Here is a 19,120-nt window from a genome sequence, read left to right on the forward strand (position 1 = left end):
CGCTAATGTCGGTGGCAACCAGATTTTCGGGAGAGGAACCGCCGATGCAGCCCGGTCCGCTGAACGCCATCACCGACGTGCCGGGGGTGCTGGTCGGCCAGGTCGAGCGCATTGACGCGCCCTACCTGACCGGGACGACGGTCGTTCACGTGCCGGCCGGCGCGGTTGCGGGCGTCGACGTCCGCGGCGGGGCGCCGGGGACGCGCGAGACCGATCTGCTCGACCCGGTGAACTCCAACCCCGGGGTGAACGCGGTCGTACTGACCGGCGGGAGCGCGTACGGGCTGGACGCCGCGGGCGGGGTGATGCGCTGGCTCGAGGAGCGCGGCGAGGGTGTGCGGGTCGGGCCCGGCGTGCTGGACGTCGTCCCGATCGTGCCGGCCGCGGTGATCTTCGATCTCGGCCGGGGCGGCGGGTTCCAGGCGCGGCCGGAGGCGTCGTGGGGTCGCGACGCGATCGCTGCCGCCACCGACGGGCCAGTTGCCATGGGCAACCATGGAGCCGGCGCCGGGGCCAAGGCCGGTGCGCTGAAGGGCGGCGTCGGCACGGCCAGCGTTCGGCTGGACGACGGCAGCACGGTCGGCGCGCTGGTGATCGTGAACGCGGTCGGCTCGGCGATCGACGCGGACGGCGTCCTGTACGGCGCGCGGCTCGGCCTGGGGGAGGAGTTCGCTGACCTCCGCCCGCCGACGGAGCCGCCGCCGGTCGCGACCGGGCCGGCGATGAACACGGTGATCGCGGTCGTCGCGACCGACGTCCCGCTGAACAAGGCGGCCGCCAAGCGGATGGCGATGGTCGCGCACGACGGGCTGGCCCGCGCGGTCGATCCGATCCACACGCTCGTCGATGGCGACAGCATCTTCGCGCTGTCTACCGGCGCCGGGGAGCGCCTGAGCGTCACCGACCCAGCCGCGCTGCTGCGGCTGGAGACGGTCTTCGCCGCCGGCGCGCGGACGCTGAGCCGTGCGGTCGTGCACGGCGTCCTGAACGCGGAGTCCGCGGGCGGGTTCCCGAGCTATCGCGACGCGTTCCCCTCGGCTTTCGATGTACGACCGAGGTAGTACGCGCCGTCGCCGAACGACACCGTAAGGCGATACCAAGACCGGTCCACGGGCCGACGAATCAGGGCCGCGCAGGCGGAAAGCTCGTCACCATGAGCTTCCAGAGTCCCCAACTCAGCCCCCAGGTCGTCCTCAGTGGTCACGGCCTGGTCAAGTACTACGGCAACGTCGTCGGTCTGGCCGGCGTGGACGTCGGCGTCCGGTCCGGCGAGGCGCTGGCCGTGATGGGCCCCAGCGGCAACGGCAAGACCACGCTGCTGCACGTCCTGGCCGGCATCCTCACCCCGGACCAGGGCGAGGTCCGGCTGGGCGGCGAGCGCGTCGACAACCTGAACGACGCCGCCCGCACCGTCCTGCGGCGCCGCCGCCTCGGCTTCGTCTTCCAGGACAACCAGCTGCTCGCCGAGCTGCCGGCCGACGAGAACGTCGCACTGCCGCTGATGGTCGACGGCCTCAGCCGCCGGGACGCGATCGGCCGGGCCCGGAACATGCTCGCCCAGGTAGGGCTGGCGCAGGAGGCCGGACGGCGTCCTGGCGAGCTGTCCGGTGGGCAGGCGCAGCGCGTCGCGATCGCGCGGGCGCTGGTCGGCGAGCCGCAGGTGGTGTTCGCCGACGAGCCGACCGGCGCGCTGGACGCGGCCACCGGTTCGCAGGTGATCGACCTGCTGATCGGTGCGGCGACGTACCGCGGTGCTGCCGTCGTCGTGGTCACACATGACAACTCGGTCGCCGCACGCTGCCACCGAGTGCTGACGATCGTCGACGGTCGCGTCAGCGAGTCGATGGGGGCCGTGCGATGAATCCGATGACTGATCTGGGACTGCGGTTCGTCCGCCGTCCCGGTCCGGGTGGACGGGCGGCCAACCTGGCGGCGCTGGGCGCGACGGCGATCGTTGCGCTGCTGCTGACGTTTCTGATCGCGGGCTCGCTCGGACTGGCGCAGCGCTCGGACCGGGTCGGCTGGCGCGGTACGGACGAGGGCACCGAGCAGGGGGCGGTCGGCGTCCTCAAGGACGTGCACGGCAAGAAGCTCAACGGCGATCCGCTGACCGTGCTCCAGCTGCAGTCGCTGAAGCCGAGCAGCCAGCCGCCGCCCGGGCTGGACCACGTGCCGGCGCCGGGGGAGGTGTTCGTCTCACCGGAGGTCGCCAAACACTGGTCCAGTCTCAAGGGCGAGTACGGCATCGATAAGCCAACCGGTGTGATCACCGACAAGGGCCTCGCGTCGCCGGAAGAGCTGGTCGTCATCCAGGGCGTGGCGAAGATCGACAGCAACTACCCGAACTACGTGAGCAGCTGGGTCAACGACACCAAGGACGACCGCATCTACGCGCTGCTGATCGCCGTCGCGTTCGGCATCATCCTGGTGCTGTTCCCGCTGCTCAGTCTGGTCGGGCAGGCGGCTGGTGTCGCTGCGAAGCGGCGTGAGCACCGGCTGGCCGCATTGCGTCTGGCTGGCTCCACCCGTGCCCAGGTCCTCTGGCTGAGCTCGGTCGAGCAGACCGTCCTCGGTCTGGCCGGTGCGGTCGTCGGACTGATCGGGTACGTCGTCCTGACACCGCTGATCGCCCTCATCCCACTCGGCGGCGGCCGCTGGTACGTCTCCGACATCACCCCGAACTGGTGGACCGTTCCGCTGGTGCTGGTCGCCGTACCGGTCCTGTCGGTGATCAGTGCGCTGATCGGGCTCGGCCGGGTCAGCATCACCCCGCTGGGCGTCGTCCGCGGTCAGACCCGGAAAGCGACCAGTGCGTTCCGGCTGGTGCTTCTGCTGATCGGGCCGATCATGCTGGCCACCCTGGGGATGGGTGCGGCGATCGTGCCCCTGCTGATCGCCATCGGCTTCGGGGCACTCGCCGTCCGCATCATCGGGCCGTGGGCGGTGCAGATGATCGGCAAGATGATGGCGAACACGTCCAACGGTCCGGTGATGCTGCTGGCCGGACGCCGGTTGGCTGACGACCCGAAGGGCGCATTCCGGCCGGTCGCGGCACTGGTGCTGAGCGGCTTCGTGACTGGGTTCATCTCGGTCTTCATCCCCGGTGGCGACAGCGACCCGACCACTCAGGACATGCGGATCGGCGTCGCGCTTCTGCTCGGTCTGGTCTTTCTGACCGTCGCCGCGTCCACTGCGGCCGGTGCGGTCGGTACGGCGCTGGACCAGGCCAAACCAGCCAAGGCGCTGCGCCGGGCCGGGGTCCCGCTGAGCGTGATCGAGCGGTCCGCGCGGCTGGCCGCGGTGACGCCGGTGCTCGGGGTCGGGCTACCGGTGGTCGGGTTCGGCGCGCTGTGCGGGCTGGCGCTCAGCGGGGGACAGGTCTTCACCCAGGGCAACACCGGTGTCCTGCTCCTGATCGGTCAGGTCGTCGTCGGGCTCGCGCTGGTCGCGGTCGCCGGCACCGCGGGTTCGCCGGTGCTGCGGAAGGCAAGTGCGAACTGATCGCGAGTTGTCCACAAGGGGGCAACGGGCCAGGGCGCGGTCGTGCAAGGATGAGGGCATGCGTGACCTGAATGCACCGGAGCTCGCCGACGCCTCGACGGCGCTCCGGCAGGCGATCGACCAGTGCGGCTACTACCCAGACGTCGTCTCGGACTCGCTCGCGATCGCCATCGCGAGCGAGCCGATCCGGGCCTTCGTGCTCCAGCACGAGCCGACCTTCGACCGCGACGAGGTCCGGCGGCACATCACGATCCTGTGCCTGACCCCGACCCGGCTGATCGTCGGCCACACCGACGAGCACGCCGCCGACGACCTGATCCGCGCGCCGTACGCGTCGACGTCCACCGAGGCCATCCCGCTGCAGCGGGTGAACGCCGTGGTCGTCAACCGCGTCGTCCCGAATCCGGCCGGCTACGCCTCCGGCAAGGCCGACCCGGCCGTCTCCGGCGGCGGCGAGGTCGTGCTGACGATCGGCTGGGGCATGGTGAACCGGATCGACCTCGAGCCGGCCGTCTGCGCCGACCCGAACTGCGAGGCCGACCACGGCTACACCGGCTCGGTCGCGGCCGACGACATCTCGTTGCGGATCAGCGCGGCCGCCGACGGCCCGGCCGGCATCCAGCAGGTGCTCGACTTCGCTCGCGCGCTGTCGTTCGCGACCAGCCGGTAGTGCCGTGATCGTCCCGGTCAGCCCGCAGTACGGCGGCGGCGCGCTCGCCGACGTCCTGCCCTCGGTGGCCGGGGCGCTGTCCGTTCCCGGCTTCGCCAACCCGCTCAACCTGCCGCCCGCCAGCCGGTACGCCGTCCTGTTGTTCGACGGGCTCGGCTGGGGGCTGCTGCGCCGTCATGCCGAGGCGGCGCCGTACCTGGCGTCGCTGCTGCCGACCGGGCGAAGCCTGACCGCCGGGGTGCCGTCGACGACGGCGGTGAGTCTGACCAGCCTCGGGACGGGTCTGCCGCCAGGCGCGCACGGGATGGTCGGCTACACGTCGATCGTCCCGGCGACCGGCGGCCTGCTGAACGCGCTGCAGTGGGATGCCGCTGTCGACCCGTTCCAGTGGCAGCCGCACGAGACGGTCTTCGACCGGGTCGCCGCGGCCGGCGTCGTCACGCGCAACGTCAGCAAGGCCCGGTTCGAGAAGTCCGGGCTGACCAGGTCGGCCTTCCGCGGGACGCTGCATCGCGGCGCGGACACGATCGAGGACCGGCTGGATGCGACCCGCTTCGCGAGCCGCGAAGGGGCGTCGTCCCTGGTCTACGTCTACGACTCGCAGCTCGACTACATCGGCCACGGCCACGGGTCGGAGTCCTGGCAGTGGGAGGAGGAGCTGGTCGCGGCCGACTCGTTCGCCGCGCAGGTCCGGGCCGCGCTCCCGCGGGACGCCGTCCTCGTCGTGATCGCCGACCACGGGATGATCGACGTCGCCCCGGAGTACCGCGTCGACCTGGATGCGGAGCCCGCGCTGACCGCCGGGCTGCGGCTGGTCGGCGGCGAATCGCGTTTCCGGCACCTGTACTGCGTGGACGGCGCGCTGGACGACGTCCTCGCGACTTACCGCGAGCGGCTCGGCGACCGGGCGCTCGTGCTGAGCCGCGAGGAGGCGATCGGGCGCGGCTGGTTCGGCGGCGTCGAGGACCGGGTCTCGCCGCGGCTGGGTGACGTGGTCGTGGCCGCGCTCGGGCCGCTGGCCCTGGTCGCCAGCCGGCGGTACCCGCAGGAGGCCGGGCTGATCGGTCTGCACGGCTCCCTGACCGCCGACGAGATGGAGATCCCGCTGCTCGTCGACCCGGGGCGCTAGAAGCTCCAGACGTTCCAGTAGAAGCTCGACGACGCGACCTTCGCCTCACCGTCGCGCGCGGTGACCGTCACCTTGTACCGGCCCTGGCCGGGGGTGAGGACGCCGGTGATCCAGCCGCGCTCGCGGTTGATCTCCAGACCCGGCGGCAGACCGGTCGCGGTGTAGCTGATCGTGCCGCTGCCGCCCATGCCCTTGATCAGCAGCGGCGCGGCGGGCAAACCGCCGACGCCGAGCTGGTCACCGGGCTTGGTCACCGACAGGCCGCCCTTGGCCTGGCCCGGGCCCGCGCCGACCGCTTCGGCGGCGTCGATCAGGCCTTCGCCGTAGTACGAGTTCTTGGCGGCGCTGCCCTGGCAACCGGCTGACGCGCCGGGCGGGCAGGCGATGTCGTCGGCCTGCTGGGCGAGCTTCGCGCGGACCTGCTCCGGGGTGAACTTGGGGTTCGCGCTGCGGATCAGCGCGACGACGCCGGCCGCGTGCGGCGACGCCATCGACGTACCGCTGTTGGACTTGTAGCCGCCGCCGGGGGCGGTCGAGTAGACGTTCTCGCCGGGGGCCGCGACGGTGATCTTGTCGACGCCGAAGTTCGAGAAGCCGGACTTCGCACCGGTCCCGTTGACCGAGGCGACCACGACGACGTTCGGCAGCTCGGTCGGCAGGCTGATGCAGTCGTTGGCGACCGGGCGCTCGACCGGGGTCGAGTCGTTCGGGCTGGTGTCGTCGCTGGCCTTGTTCGACAGGTCGTAGGACTCGTTACCGGCGGCGGCGACGTTGACGACGTTCTTGGCATCGGCGTACGCGACCGAGCGGCGGACGGCCTCGCTGATCGCGGCCTGGTCCGGGTCCGAGGGGCAGAGGTACATCCACGGGTCGACGTAGTAGCTGTTGTTCGTCACCGAGACGCCCTTGGCGGCCGCGAACATGAACGCGCAGACCGTGTTCTCCGGGAAGAACAGCTGGCTGCCGGCCTCGGCGACGCGGATCGACGACACCTTCACCCCGGGCGCGACGCCGATCATGCCGACGCCGTTCTTCGCCGCGGCGATGGTGCCGGCCACATGCGTCCCGTGATCGCCGATGTCGCGCCAGGCGCCCGGCCGCGTGTCGGCCTTGCCGTACGCGCAGGACGCCGACTTGGACGCGTCGAAGTTCGCCTTCAGATCCGCGTGCTGATCGTCGACCCCGGTGTCCAGGACGGCCACCGTCACCGCCTTCGACCCCAGCGTCTTCGCCCAGGCCCGGTCGGCGCCGATCTGCGTCATGTCCGACCGGTCGACCTCGGCCGCCGTCGTCGCACTCTGCGCCGGCTCCTGCGGCAGCGCCGGGGCCCCGACGTCCGGCGGCAGATCACTCGTCCGCGTCGCGCCCACCTTCTGCACGCCACTCGTACTCCGCATCTTGCTCGCGAAGTCCGTCGCGTTCGAATGCGCGACCAGCACCCCGATCTCGTCGTACGCGGCGTACACCGACCCGCCGCCCTGCGTGATCGCCCCCGTCACCCGCGCCGTCTGCCGCGGCTCCGTGATCACGAAATACGCCCGCGACCCCGCCGTCGGCACCGCCACCGCAGGCGTCGTCAACGAAGTGGCAGCCGTCAACCCGACCGCAATACCCAGCACCAGACCTTTGCGCACATCCCATTCAAACCGGCCGACGGCTCATTCCCAAGTCCAGTCCACGGAATGTCGGCAGCTAACGGCCACCCAACCCTCCCGACAACCACCCCGTGCTTGCCTGACCCCATGCCGACCGACAAGCCCCCGACGCGCCGCCAACTCGTCGTCGGCTGCGCCCTCCTGCTGACGATCGCGATCGGCGTCCCCAGCCTGATCGTCAGCGGCATCGGCCTACAGCGGTCCGGCGACCCGCCGACGAAGTACGGCGTCCGGTACGCGACACCGGGCGAGCGGTACTCCGAGGGGTACCTCTACATCAACGACATCGACGGCGACCGGATGGCCGTCGAGCACCACAGCTGGCCGCGGCCGCACGATGAGGTGACCTGGTACCCGAAGCAGCTGCGGGTGACGCCGGAGCCACCTGAACAGACCGGCGGTGCGCTGGGCAACTTCACCGAAGCTGAGGCGCGCCGGATCTTCACGTTGAGCAAATCGTTGGCGACGGGAAACTCCCGGATCGACGCCGACGACGAGGTGCTCATCGAGCTCGTCGTTGACGACATCAGGCGGCTGCACGGGGAAGATCCGACGCCCGTACGCAGGCCGCGCTGGATGTGGCCCGCCTTCGCCGTCTTCTTCGTCTGCCTCGCCTTGCTCATCCTCATCCAGCTGGCCGACGAGCTGGCCCACGCCGTCTCCAGGCGCCGCGACACACCCCGGAGTGCGGGGCGGTCGGCTGACTTGGCAGGATGATCGCCCGTGGCTGAGCTGCTCTACTTCACCGGGACCATGGACTGCGGTAAGTCCACGCTGGCGCTGCAGATGGATCACAACCACAAGGCGCGGGGGAGGCGGGGGCGGATCTTCACCAGTCATGACCGGGCGGGGGAGTCGGTGCTGTCGTCGCGGCTCGGGCTGGTGGCGGAGGCGATCGAGGTCCGGGCCGAGTTCGACTTCTGGGACCACGTGGTGAACGAGCTGACCCAGGGCGGGCGGATCGACTACGTGGTGTGTGACGAGGCGCAGTTCTACAGCGCGCTGCAGATCGAGCAGCTGGCGCGGCTGGTCGACGAGCTGCAGATCGACGTGTTCTGTTTCGGCATCCTGACTGACTTCCGGGCGACGCTGTTCCCGGGGTCCGCGCGGCTGGTCGAGCTGGCGGACCGGATGGAGCTGCTGCAGGTGGAGGCGCTGTGCTGGTGCGGTGAGAGGGCCACGCACAACGCCCGTACGATCGGTGGGGAGATGGTGACCGAGGGCGAGCAGCTGGCAGTGGGCGACATCGAGTCGAACGCGTCGCAGATGGCGTACGAGGTGCTGTGCCGTCGCCACCACCGGCGCCGGCTCACCCAGGCCCGGGCCCGCGCCACCCTGTCACCCGAAGTCCTGCCCTTTGGAGGAGCCGCATCGTGAGCAGTCCCCTGATCTCGGTCGACGAACTGCGCGCGCTGGAGCCGCAGCCGGTGCTGATCGACGCCACCTGGAACCTGGCCGGCCCTCCCGGGCGGGAAGCGTACGACGCCGGCCACCTCCCCGGCGCCCACTTCGTCGACCTGGACACCGAGCTGGCAGGCGCTCCCGGCCCCGGCCGACACCCCCTCCCCGACGCGGCCACCGTCACCGCCCTGGCCCGCCGTACCGGCGCCACCGCCGACACCCCGGTCGTCGTCTACGACAACGCCAACTCCCTGGCCGCGGCCCGCGCCTGGTGGATCTTGCGCTACTTCGGCCTCACCGACGTACGAGTCCTGGACGGCGGCCTGTCCGCCTGGAGCGCCGCCGGCGGCGAGCTCACCACCGCCGTCCCCGACGCCGCCTCAAGCGACTTCACCGCGACCCCCGGCCACCTCCCCCTCATCGACGCCGAGGGCGCCGCGAAGGTAGCGGCGTCCGGCGTCCTCCTCGACGCCCGCGCCCCCGAGCGCTTCGCCGGCGAAGTAGAGCCCATGGACAAGGTCGCCGGCCACATCCCCGGCGCCGTCAACACCCCCATGGCCGCCCTCCTCACCCCCGACGGCCACTTCAAGCCGCCCGCCGACCTCCAGACCTACTTCGCCCACCACGGTGTAACCGCCGACACCACCCTGGCCACCTACTGCGGCTCCGGCGTAACCGCCGCCCACACCGCCCTAGCCCTCACCACCCTCGGCCTCCAAGCCCCCGTCTACATCGGCTCCTGGTCCGACTGGATCACCGACCCCACCCGCCCCATAGCCACCGGCCCCGCCTGACCCGTCGGCGTCCGTGTAAAGGGTTGACTTCGTCGGACCGCTCTTGGACGGTGTCGGGAGTAATCGATTTCCCGGCCGCCTCGAAGTTTGGGAGTTCTCGATGAAGGTTTCGCGTAGGGCTGTGTTGAAGGGTGTTGCGGTGGTGCCTGCTGCTGGGTTGGTGGGGGCGCAGGCGGTGGTGACGACGAAGGTGAAGGACTTGACCGGGCCGGGGTTGACGGATCGGTTCCGGATGGCGGGGACGGATCTGGGGATCCCGGCGCGGACGCCGGACGGGCGGACGTTGTACGTGTTCGGGGATACGTTCGAGCAGGCGCGGGTCGGGGGTGGGTGGTGGCGGTCGCCGGTGGGGTTGTGGTCGACGACGACGAATCTGGCGGGGGGAGTGACGTGGTCGGGGGCCGTGGGCGGGGCGGCGGCGCAGCAGTTCTGGGACTATCCGCACGACAACCCGACGTTCTCGACGGTGCTGCCGTCGGACGTGATCACGATCGGCGGGTCGATGTACCTGCACGTGATGGTGAACAAGGGCCTGGGCAACGTCGTCTGGACCGAGATCTGGCGCAGCGACAACTCGGGCGCGAACTGGTACCACACGGGAGCCAAGTTCGCCCCGAACCTGGACGGCGGACTGTTCCAGTGCATCACCTGGGGCGAAGGCAACGACGGGTACGTCTACGTGTACTCGACCGGTTTCCAGCGCAACAAGCCGATCATCCTCAAACGCGTCCGCAGCAACCAGCTCGCGAACCCGGCGGCGTACGAGCCGTGGGGGTTCCGCAACAACGCCTGGGGCTGGGGCAACCCGGCGACGCCGATCCTGAACGGCAGTTTCGGTGAACTCTGCCTGCGCCCGCTCGGCGGAAAATGGATCCTGACCTGGTTCAACGCCGGCGACTACCGCATCGACGGCATCATCATGGACACCCCGACGTCCAACCTCTACACCGCCCACCGCCAGACCCTCATCTACGGCGGCGCCTGGGGCCAGGAGAACGACAACCACGTCGCCCAGCTCTACGGCGGCTACATCATCCCCGGCTCCACACTCTCCGACCTGCACCTATCGGTGAGCCAGTGGAAGACGGACGCCGGTTGGCCCTACCGCTCCATGCAGTTCCGCGTCCGCGGCTTCGGCTAAAGCTCGATCACCATCGTGTCGGACGTCCCCGAGACGCCGACCTTGGTGAAGCCGACCGACCGGTAGAGGCCGGCCGCCGGGTTCGCCGCGTCGACGCTGAGCGCGAGCCGCTGGTACGACGCGGCTCGCGCGGCATCGATGAGCGCCGTCAGGAGCGCTCGGGCGACGCCGCGGCGGCGGAAATCGGGGGAGACCCCGAGCGTCAGCTCCGGTACGTCGTCCGCCACATAGCCGTAGCCGCCAGGGATCAGCCGCGCCCACGCCGCTCCCGCCGGGACGCCGTCCACCTCCGCGACCACGCCGACGTCGTCCGGCCGGGGCCAGCCCTTGATGTAGGGCGACGCGTTGTCGTCGGCCAGCAGCTTCTCGAGCGTGAACACCGGCGTCCCGTCCCAGTTGTAGGCCTCCAGCAACATGGCGGTCAGAAACTGCAGGTCAGCGGCAGTCGCCGCGCGAATCAGCATGGGACACATCCTGCCGGGCGCACCCGGGTCGGTTCCAGCAGTTATCGCTGGGCTCTTGAGTTAGTAACACGCTTGGTTTAACTTACTCGAAATTCCCCTGTGAGGAGTTCGCATGAAGAGTGTGAGCAGGTTGGGCGCCGTGGTCGGCGTGGCGGGACTGGCGCTCGGCCTGGTGGCGTGCGCCGACGGTACGACGCCCGCGGACAGCACCGGCGCGATCGACCAGAACGCGCCGGTCACGATCACGATCGGGGACCGGCCCACCCCCGACAAGCCGAACGACATCAAGGCGTTCGAGCAGAAGATCAAGGACTTCACGGCCAAGCACCCGAACATCACGGTGAAGTCGACCGAGACCGCCTGGCAGGCGCAGACGTTCCAGGCCCAGGTGGCCGGCGGGACGCTGCCGACGGTGATGAGCATCAGCTTCACCGAGCCGGCCAACATGATCCCGAACAAGCAGCTGCCGGACATCACCGACGAGCTGAAACTGGTCGACCTGACCAAGGACCTGAACCCGAACGTGCTGAAGATCGTCCAGGACGGCGCGGGCCGGATCTACGGCGTCCCGATCGACGTGTTCTCGGTCGGGCTGGCCTACAACCGGGCCTTGTTCACCCAGGCCGGCCTCGATCCGGACAAGCCGCCGACGACCTGGGACGAGGTCCGGCAGTACGCCAAGCAGATCACCGAGAAGACCGGTAAGGCCGGCTACGCGCAGCTGACCACGAACAACACCGGCGGCTGGATGCTGACCACGATGACCTACAGCATGGGCGGCACGGTCCAGAGCCAGGACGGCAAGAAGTCGACCTTCGACGACGCGCCGACCAAGAAGGCCCTGCAGCTGCTCAAGGACATGCGCTGGACCGACAACTCGATGGGCAGCCGCTTCCTCTACAACCAGGAGGAGGTCCGTCAGGACTTCGCCGCCGGCAAGATCGGCATGGTCATGCAGGCGCCGGACGCCTACGACATGAGCGTGAAGAACTTCGCGATGAAACCGGCGGACTACGGTCACGGCGCGCTCCCGCAGGACGGCGGCCCGCACGGCACGCTGACCGGCGGCTCGCTGAAGATGATCAGCCCGAAGGCGACCAAGAACGAGATCGTCGCGGCGCTGAAGTGGATCAAGTTCGACCAGTTCGACAAGTTCACCTCCCAGGACGTCGCGGTCAAGGACGCCGAGACCACGATCGCCGACAAGGGTTTCGTCGGCCGGCCCGGGATCACGCCGCTCAGCCAGGAGACGTACGACCAGTACAACAAGTGGCGTGAGCCGTTCGTGAACGTGCCGGTCAAGCAGTTCCAGGGCTACGTCGAGTCGACGACGTCGCTGAAGCTGCTGCCCGAGCCCGGCAACAAGGGCCAGGAGGTCTACTCGCTGCTCGACCCGGTCGTCCAGCAGGTGCTGACCAAGAAGGACGCCGACATCGACAAGCTGCTCGGCGACACCGCCGCGAAGATCGACGCGCGCCTCGCGCGGTAGCCCATGTTCCAGTCAACCAAGCAGAGCCGCGGCGGTACCGGGTCGATCGTGACCTGGTACCGCTCCGGCGGGCTCAGCGCCGTCCTGTTCGCCGTCCCCCTGGTGCTGACGTTCCTCTACTTCTCCTGGGGCCCGATCGTCCGCGGCCTGGTCCTCAGCTTCCAGAAGAACAACCTGGTCACCGCGCCCGAGTGGGTCGGGATGGCGAACTTCAGCTACGTGCTGACCGACCCGCAGCTTCCGCAGGCCGCGCTCAACACCTTGTACTTCGCCGCCCTCGCGCTCGTCTTCGGATTCCCGGTCCCGCTGTTCCTGGCCGTGTTCGTCAGCGAGCTGCGCAGCACCGGCTGGCTCTACAACGTGCTGTCCTACCTGCCGGCCGTCGTCCCGCCGGTGGCCGCCATCCTGCTCTGGACGTTCTTCTACGACCCGAGCGAGTCCGGCGTCTTCAACGCGATCCTCGGCTGGTTCGACATCGGGCCGTTCGCCTGGCTGAACTCGCAGAGTCTCGCGATGCCGGCGATCGTCCTGGAGGCGACCTGGGCCGGCGCGGGCGCGACGTCCATCATCTACCTGGCCGCGCTGACCGGCGTCCGGACCGAGCTGTACGAGGCGGCCGAGCTGGACGGCGCCGGGATCTGGAGCCGGGTCTGGCACGTCACGCTCCCGCAGATCCGCGGAATCATCTTCATCATGATGCTGCTGCAGCTGATCGGGACGTTCCAGGTCTTCACCGAGCCGTTCCTGTTCACCGGCGGCGGCCCGAACAACGCGACCACCACGATCCTGCTGCTGATCTACCGGTACGCGTTCATCAACGGCGACTTCGGCGCCGCGACCGCGCTGAGTGTGCTGCTGGCCGGCGTCCTGTGCGTGCTGTCGGTCGTCTACCACTTCGTCACTCGCCGCTGGAGCACGACATGAGTCACGAGCGCGGAATCATCTCGACCAAGGACCGGCAGCGCACGGCCGTCCGGATCGGGCTGCCGATCATCCAGGTGCTGATCTTCATCGGCGTCCTGGTGGCCGGCGTGGGCCCGCTGCTCTGGCTGCTGAAGTCCGGCGTCTCGACCAGCCAGGACATCCTCAGCGGCCCGATGCAGCTCTGGCCGTCCGGCATCCAGTGGCGCAACATCCCGGACGCCTGGAACCGCGTCCAGATCGGCTCCTACCTCGGCAACACCGCGATCATCGCGATCGGCTCGATGCTCTCCACGCTGTTCGTCTGTACGACGGGAGCGTTCGTGCTGAGCGTGCTGCGGCCGAAGTGGGGCCCGGTCGTGACCGGCGCGGTCCTCGCGACGCTCTTCCTGCCCGGTGTCATCTCACTCGTCCCGCTCTACATGACGATCCTGAAGATGCCCGTGCTCGGGGTCAGCCTGCAGAACACGTTCTGGGCGGTCTGGCTGCCTTCGGCGGCCGGCGCGTTCAACGTGCTGGTGATGAAGCGGTACTTCGACTCGATCCCGCGCGAGCTGATCGAGGCGGCCCGGATCGACGGCGCGAGCAACCTGCGGATGTTCACCGCGCTGATCCTGCCGCTGTCGAAGCCGATCGTCGGCGTGGTCGCGTTGCTGACCGTGATCGGCTCCTGGAAGGACTACCTCTGGCCGCTGCTCGTGCTGCCGGACCCGCGCCTGCAGCCGATCTCGGTCGCGCTGCCGCGGGTGGCCAAGACGACCGAGATCTCCCTGCAGATGAGCGCGCTGTTCCTGGCCGTGCTGATCCCGGTCGTGCTGTTCTTGGTCTTCCAGAAACAGTTCCTCAAAGGTGTCGGAATGTCGGGAGGCATCAAGGAATGACATCTGCGCTCAACGGCCGAAGAGTGCTCGTCACCGGCGCCAGCGGGCGGATCGGGCTGGTCGCCGTCCAGCGGCTGAACGAGCTCGGCGCGCTGGTCACAGCGTTGTCGAACGCCGAGCATCCGGATCTGAAGGCGGACCGGGTGCTCATCGGCGACACCCGATCCGAGTCCGACGTCGCGACGGCGCTGACCGACGCGGAGTACGTCGTCCATCTCGCGGCTCTGGCGCATCCGTCGGCCGGTACGCCGTACGACGTCTACAGCATCAATGTGGTGTCGACGTTCAACGTGCTGGCCCAGGCCGGTGCGCTCGGGATCAAGCGGGCGGTGGTCGCGAGCAGCATCAACGCGATCGGCCTCCCGTTCAACCTGCACGAGGTCCGCCCGGCCTACTACCCGTGGGATGAGCGGATGCCGGTCGACATCGCGGACGCGTACTCGCTGTCCAAGCAGAACGACGAGAACACCACGCGGATGGCGTGGCGGCGCTGGGGGATCGACGTGGTCGCCCTGCGCTTCCCGCACACCAACTCGGCCGCGGTCCTGCAGGCGCAGGCCGACCAGCTGCGGGACAAGCCGGCCGCCGGGCTGCGCGAGGCCTGGAGCTACCTGGACACCCGCGACGCCGCGACCGCGATCGAGCTCGGGCTGACCGCCGAGCTGTCCGGCGCGCACACGTTCTTCGTGGCCGCCGGTACGACGAACGCGCCGTACCGGACCGACGCGCTGCTCGACGCCTTCGCGCCGGACGTACCACGCGTCCGCCGGTTCGTCGGCCGGGAGGTCCCGATCGACCTGACCGCCGTACGTACCGTGCTGGGCTTCCAGGCCCGGTACGAACTCGACCTCCCCACTCTGGAGCTCTGAATGCCCTCCAACTTCGACCAGCCCTGGCCGGTCCGGGACGACGTCCGGATCCGTGCGGTCAAGGCGATCGTCACCGCGCCGCAGGGCATCCCGCTGGTCGTGGTGAAGATCGACACCACCGAGCCGGGGCTGTACGGGCTCGGCTGTGCGACCTTCACACAGCGCTGGAAGGCGGTGCAGACGTTCGTCGACGAGCATCTGGCCCGGCTGCTGATCGGCCGGTACCCCGGCGACATTGGCGACCTGACCCGGTTGGCCGGGTTCAGCGGCTACTGGCGTGGCGGCCCGGTCACCAACAACGCGATCTCCGGTATCGACCAGGCGCTCTGGGACATTGCGGGTAAGCGCGCCGGCATGCCGGTCTACGAGCTGCTCGGTGGCAAGGTCCGCGCCGCGGCTGACACCTACCTGCACGCCAGTGGCCGGACGATCGACGAAACGCTGGACCACGCGCAGAAACTGGTAGCCCAGGGGCTGCGCCACGTCCGGCTCCAGATGTCGACGCCGGGCGGAGGTGGGTACGGCGCTCCCCAGGTCCCGACGCTGTACCCGGACGCGCCGTACCGCAACGGCTGGTCGGCCCGCGACTACCTCCGAGCCACTCCGGAGCTGTTCGCCGAGGCTCGGCACGCGCTGCCCGCCAACACTGAGCTGCTGCACGACGTCCATTCGCGCCTCACACCGAAGGAGGCCGTGCTGCTCGCCCGGTCGCTGGAGGAGTTCGGCCTGTTCTTCCTGGAAGACGTGCTGCCGCCTGAGCACTGGGACCGGCTGCCGGAGGTCCGTGCGGCGTCCCCGGTCCCGCTGGCGGTCGGCGAGCTGACGACGTCCATGGGGGACGCCGTCCGGCTCGTCCGCGACGGCGGCGTCGACTTCATCCGGTCGCATGTCTCCGACATCGGCGGCCTGACGCCGGCGCGCAAGCTGGCCGACCTGGCCGAGCTGTGCGGCGTCCGGACGGCGTGGCACGGGCCCGGCGACACCTCGCCGATCGGGGCCGCGGCGAATGTCGCGCTCGACGTCACATCTGTTGCCTTCGGCATCCAAGAGGGCCATCTCTACAACGACGCGACGTACGAGGTGTTCCCGGGCGCGCTGCGGATCGAGAACGGCTGGCTGACGCCGAACGACACGCCGGGCTGGGGGATCGGCCTGGATCTGGAGGCGGCGGCCCGTTATCCGGCGGAGTTGTCCGGACACGATGAGTGGGCGGCCGGGGTGCGACGCATCGACGGGGCGCTCGAAGCGCCGTGACGACGCCGTGAGCGCAGTACGATCACGGCTGATACGACGGGGAGGTGCACGATGGTGACGGCCGACGACGGCTTCGACGAGCCGGGACGCGCGGGGGCCAACCAGTACGACCTGGGGTCCTTCAACGAGGCCGTGATCATCGAGACGATCCGGCTCGCGGGGATCGTCAGCCGGACGGAGATCTCCCGGCGGACCGGGCTGACCCAGCAGTCGGTCTCGCGGATCCTGCGGATCCTGCTGCAGCAGGGGCTGCTGGTCGAAGAGGCGCAGGAGCGCGCCGAGCGGCTCGGCAAGCCGCGGACGCCGGTGCGCCTGCGCTCGAACGCCGCGCACGCCGTCGGCATCCACCTCGACCCCGAGCTCCTCACGGTCGCCGTCGTCGACCTGGACGGCACGATCGTGCGCCGCGAGACGGTCGACCTGGCCGACGACCTGCCGACCGACAAACTCATCGACCTGGTCGCGGCGACCGTCACCGCCGCGCTCAGCATCAGCCAGGTCGACCTGAAGTCGATGCTCGGCGTGGGCGTCGCCGTCCCGGGGCCGATCGACGCCGACGGCTCGCTGCAGGCCCTGCCGCTGCAGCCGGCCTGGCGCGGGCTCAAGATCCGCCATCTGCTCCAGGGCAAGCTGCAGCACCCCGTGCTGGTCGAGAAGGACGGGACGGCGGCCGCGATCGGCGAGCGCTGGATCGGCCGCTCGGCGCGCGCCCGCGACTTCGCCTACCTCTACCTCGGCACGGGCGTCGGCAGCGGCCTGATCCTCAACGGGTCGATCTACCGCGGCGGGACGGCGAACGCCGGCGAGTTCGGCCAGGTCGCCGCGTTGCGGATGGGGGAGTGGGACGCCGAGAGCGGCCCGCGGATGCTGCCCGAGTGCAACCCGACCGCCTCGCTACCGGTGATCGCCGCGGAGTACGGGTACGTCGAGACCGACGCGACAGCGACCGACGAGGCCAAGCGCTACAAGGCGGTCTGCCGCGCGGTCGCCGCGGGGAACGAGCCGGCCCGCCAGGCGGCCACCCGGATCGCGCAGGTGATCGGCCAGGGCGCGGTCGGCCTGGTCGACCTGCTCGACATCGAGCTCGTCGTCCTCGGCGGGCCCGCGTTCGCGCCGGAGGTGTCGGACATCTTGATGACCGAGGTCGCTCGCGCGGTGAACGCGCATCCGGTCGCGCGGGCGATCCGCCCGGTGGCCGTCGAGGAGTCGATGCTGCAGACCGACGCGGCCGCGGTCGGCGCCGCGTCGACGATCTTCCACGACGCGTTCACCCCACGGGTGAGCGGCTCGAGTCAGGCTCGTAGGCTGCCGAAGTGACGCTCCAACTCGCTCCTGGGATCGAGCTGCGCCTCTTCACTCCGGACGACGGCCCCGAGCTGGCCGACGCGTACCGCCGGTGTGGCCGGCATCTGGCGCGCTGGGAGCCGGATCGGCCGGCTGCCTGGCTGACAGGCGAGTACCAGCGCGAGCGGATCGTCGCGCTGCAGGAGCGCTACGCGGAGGGCCGCGGCGGGACGTGGATGCTCGCCGACGGCAAGCGCGTCGCCGGTCTGATCGGGCTGAGCGACGTGATCGGCGGCTGCCTGCGCAGCGCCGACCTCGGGTACTGGCTCTCGGTCGAGTACGTCGGTCGCGGTCTGATGACCACCGCGGTGGAGGCAATCGCGGAGATCGCCGAATCCGAGTTCAAGCTGCACCGGCTCGCCGCCAGCACACAGGTGGCCAACACGGCGTCACAGACCGTGCTTCGGCGTACCGGCTTCCAGCAGATCGGGACGGCGACCGAGTACCTCTACATCGGAGGCGCCTGGCAGGACTCGCATCTGTTCCAGCGAGTCCTGCACAACCGGCCGCTCTAGCTCGGCGGGAGGCCGATCCCGCGCGAGACGTCGATGTCGTCGTACCGGCCTTCGAGGACGTCGACGAACTTGACCGGGCGCTGCAGGGTCGACGCGATGTAGACCGCGCGGACCGTGGCCAGCGCGTCGATCGCGTGGTTCACCGTGATGCCGGGCTGCTCGTTGTTGGCGATCGCCGCGAAGATGTCGTCGTACTGCGCCTCGTGACCCCCGGGCGGGCCGGCGTCGATGGACTGGTCCTCCTTCTGGCCGTCGGCGTTGAACCGGGCGAGCAGGTCGTCCTCGACCTCGGCGCCGCCCTCGGTCCCGTGGACCGACACCCGCGTCCGGCCACCAGGAAAGGCCGCGGTCGTCGCGTGCAGGGTGGCGACCGCGCCGTTCTCGAAGGTGAGTGTGGCGACGACGGTGTCCTCGACCTGGATCGCGTGGTGCGCGGCCCGGATGGCCTGGGCGTAGATGCTGACCGGGCGGCCCATGAACCAGAGCAGCAGGTCGACGGTGTGGACGCCCTGGTTCATCAGGGCGCCGCCGCCGTCCTGCTCCCAGGTGCCTCGCCAGCCGGCCGAGGCGTAGTACTCGTCGCTGCGCCACCAGGCGACCGACGCGGTCGCCGACGTCAGCTGACCGAACCGGCCGGCGTCGATGGCCTGCTTCACCTGGGCGCTGCCGGCGTCGAACCGGTGCTGGCTGATGACGCTCGAGATGATGCCGTGGTTCGCGGCCCGGGTGGCCGCCGCGCCGAGGCGGCGGGCCCGGGTCAGCTCGACGTCGAGCGGCTTCTCGATGACGACATGCTTCTTCGCGTCCAGCGCCTGCTCGGCCAGGGCCGCGTGCGTGCCGCTCGGCGTACAGATCGCGACCAGTGAGACCTCACCGCCGCCGAGCGCGGCGGTGAGGTCGTCGTACTGCGTCGGCTCGGGCTGACCGGCTTCCTTCAGTCGCGCCGCCAGCGCCTCGCGCGCGGCCGGGTCGCTGTCGACCAGCGCGGTGACGGTCGCGTCGGGCCGCGCCGCGATGGTGTCGGCGTGGGTGCGGCCGATGATGCCGCACCCGACGATCGCGACCTGCTGGGTTGTGTCAGCCATCTCGCTC

19 protein-coding genes are annotated in these 19,120 nt (G+C 70.0%); 16 read left to right on the plus strand and 3 right to left on the minus strand.

Annotation, left to right across the window (positions count from 1 at the left end; all coding sequences use genetic code 11):
- Positions 1-44: 44 nt before the first annotated feature.
- The 5 genes from ACZ6ZD_RS28405 (at position 45) to ACZ6ZD_RS28425 (ending at position 5,300) form a co-directional block, all read left to right on the plus strand.
- Entirely contained in the window at positions 45-1,061 is a 1,017-nt protein-coding gene (locus tag ACZ6ZD_RS28405) for a P1 family peptidase (RefSeq protein WP_465676971.1), read from the plus strand.
- Positions 1,062-1,153: 92 nt separating this feature from the next.
- Entirely contained in the window at positions 1,154-1,861 is a 708-nt protein-coding gene (locus ACZ6ZD_RS28410) for an ABC transporter ATP-binding protein (protein WP_465676972.1), read from the plus strand.
- Between the two features lie 5 nt (positions 1,862-1,866).
- The gene (locus ACZ6ZD_RS28415; protein WP_465676973.1) at positions 1,867-3,501 is read left to right on the plus strand and encodes an FtsX-like permease family protein; all 1,635 of its coding nucleotides are present in this window, start codon (positions 1,867-1,869) and stop codon (positions 3,499-3,501) included.
- A gap of 58 nt (positions 3,502-3,559) precedes the next feature.
- Positions 3,560-4,171, plus strand: coding sequence for a DUF5998 family protein (locus ACZ6ZD_RS28420; protein ID WP_465676974.1), 612 nt, complete (start codon positions 3,560-3,562; stop codon positions 4,169-4,171).
- Between the two features lie 4 nt (positions 4,172-4,175).
- Positions 4,176-5,300, plus strand: a complete 1,125-nt coding sequence (locus ACZ6ZD_RS28425) for an alkaline phosphatase family protein (RefSeq protein ID WP_465676975.1) — start codon at positions 4,176-4,178, stop codon at positions 5,298-5,300.
- On the opposite strand, the gene ACZ6ZD_RS28430 is transcribed toward ACZ6ZD_RS28425, so the two are convergent.
- Positions 5,297-6,919, minus strand: coding sequence for a S8 family peptidase (locus ACZ6ZD_RS28430; protein ID WP_465676976.1), 1,623 nt, complete (start codon positions 6,917-6,919; stop codon positions 5,297-5,299). The genes ACZ6ZD_RS28425 and ACZ6ZD_RS28430 overlap by 4 nt on opposite strands.
- Before the next feature lie 123 nt (positions 6,920-7,042).
- Between ACZ6ZD_RS28430 and ACZ6ZD_RS28435 the strand changes: the two genes are divergently transcribed.
- The 4 genes from ACZ6ZD_RS28435 to ACZ6ZD_RS28450 all read left to right on the plus strand — a co-directional run bounded on the left by ACZ6ZD_RS28435 (position 7,043) and on the right by ACZ6ZD_RS28450 (position 10,291).
- A complete protein-coding gene (locus ACZ6ZD_RS28435) occupies positions 7,043-7,672 on the plus strand; it encodes a hypothetical protein (RefSeq protein ID WP_465676977.1) in 630 nt (209 codons plus the stop codon).
- 6 nt (positions 7,673-7,678) lie between these two features.
- Positions 7,679-8,332: a thymidine kinase gene (locus ACZ6ZD_RS28440; protein ID WP_465676978.1), complete on the plus strand. Its 654-nt coding sequence runs from the start codon at positions 7,679-7,681 to the stop codon at positions 8,330-8,332.
- Positions 8,329-9,150, plus strand: coding sequence for a sulfurtransferase (locus tag ACZ6ZD_RS28445; RefSeq protein ID WP_465676979.1), 822 nt, complete (start codon positions 8,329-8,331; stop codon positions 9,148-9,150). Before ACZ6ZD_RS28440 ends, ACZ6ZD_RS28445 begins: the two co-directional genes overlap by 4 nt.
- A 139-nt stretch (positions 9,151-9,289) precedes the next feature.
- Positions 9,290-10,291: a DUF4185 domain-containing protein gene (locus tag ACZ6ZD_RS28450; RefSeq protein WP_465676980.1), complete on the plus strand. Its 1,002-nt coding sequence runs from the start codon at positions 9,290-9,292 to the stop codon at positions 10,289-10,291.
- On the opposite strand, the gene ACZ6ZD_RS28455 is transcribed toward ACZ6ZD_RS28450, so the two are convergent.
- Positions 10,288-10,755 carry a GNAT family N-acetyltransferase gene (locus ACZ6ZD_RS28455; protein ID WP_465676981.1) on the minus strand — a complete coding sequence of 156 codons (468 nt, stop codon included), beginning with the start codon at positions 10,753-10,755 and terminating at the stop codon, positions 10,288-10,290. The two genes, ACZ6ZD_RS28450 and ACZ6ZD_RS28455, sit on opposite strands and share 4 nt — an antisense overlap.
- Positions 10,756-10,867: 112 nt before the next feature.
- Between ACZ6ZD_RS28455 and ACZ6ZD_RS28460 the strand changes: the two genes are divergently transcribed.
- From ACZ6ZD_RS28460 to ACZ6ZD_RS28490, 7 genes are read left to right on the plus strand one after another with little or no spacing between them, the layout of a single operon-like run.
- Positions 10,868-12,244, plus strand: coding sequence for an ABC transporter substrate-binding protein (locus ACZ6ZD_RS28460; RefSeq protein WP_465676982.1), 1,377 nt, complete (start codon positions 10,868-10,870; stop codon positions 12,242-12,244).
- Between the two features lie 3 nt (positions 12,245-12,247).
- The gene (locus ACZ6ZD_RS28465; protein ID WP_465676983.1) at positions 12,248-13,168 is read left to right on the plus strand and encodes a carbohydrate ABC transporter permease; all 921 of its coding nucleotides are present in this window, start codon (positions 12,248-12,250) and stop codon (positions 13,166-13,168) included.
- On the plus strand, positions 13,165-14,046 hold the full coding sequence (locus tag ACZ6ZD_RS28470; RefSeq protein ID WP_465676984.1) for a carbohydrate ABC transporter permease: 882 nt from the start codon (positions 13,165-13,167) through the stop codon (positions 14,044-14,046). Before ACZ6ZD_RS28465 ends, ACZ6ZD_RS28470 begins: the two co-directional genes overlap by 4 nt.
- On the plus strand, positions 14,043-14,915 hold the full coding sequence (locus ACZ6ZD_RS28475) for an NAD-dependent epimerase/dehydratase family protein (RefSeq protein WP_465676985.1): 873 nt from the start codon (positions 14,043-14,045) through the stop codon (positions 14,913-14,915). Before ACZ6ZD_RS28470 ends, ACZ6ZD_RS28475 begins: the two co-directional genes overlap by 4 nt.
- A complete protein-coding gene (locus ACZ6ZD_RS28480; protein WP_465676986.1) occupies positions 14,916-16,169 on the plus strand; it encodes an enolase C-terminal domain-like protein in 1,254 nt (417 codons plus the stop codon).
- A gap of 51 nt (positions 16,170-16,220) precedes the next feature.
- Entirely contained in the window at positions 16,221-17,486 is a 1,266-nt protein-coding gene (locus ACZ6ZD_RS28485; protein ID WP_465676987.1) for an ROK family transcriptional regulator, read from the plus strand.
- Positions 17,483-18,028 carry a GNAT family N-acetyltransferase gene (locus ACZ6ZD_RS28490; protein ID WP_465676988.1) on the plus strand — a complete coding sequence of 182 codons (546 nt, stop codon included), beginning with the start codon at positions 17,483-17,485 and terminating at the stop codon, positions 18,026-18,028. The genes ACZ6ZD_RS28485 and ACZ6ZD_RS28490 overlap by 4 nt, the downstream gene beginning before the upstream one ends.
- On the opposite strand, the gene ACZ6ZD_RS28495 is transcribed toward ACZ6ZD_RS28490, so the two are convergent.
- Complete coding sequence (locus tag ACZ6ZD_RS28495; protein ID WP_465676989.1) at positions 18,025-19,113, minus strand: Gfo/Idh/MocA family protein; 1,089 nt, start codon at positions 19,111-19,113, stop codon at positions 18,025-18,027. The two genes, ACZ6ZD_RS28490 and ACZ6ZD_RS28495, sit on opposite strands and share 4 nt — an antisense overlap.
- Positions 19,114-19,120 lie beyond the last annotated feature (7 nt).

This window comes from Kribbella sp. NPDC104218 (genome assembly GCF_055584105.1).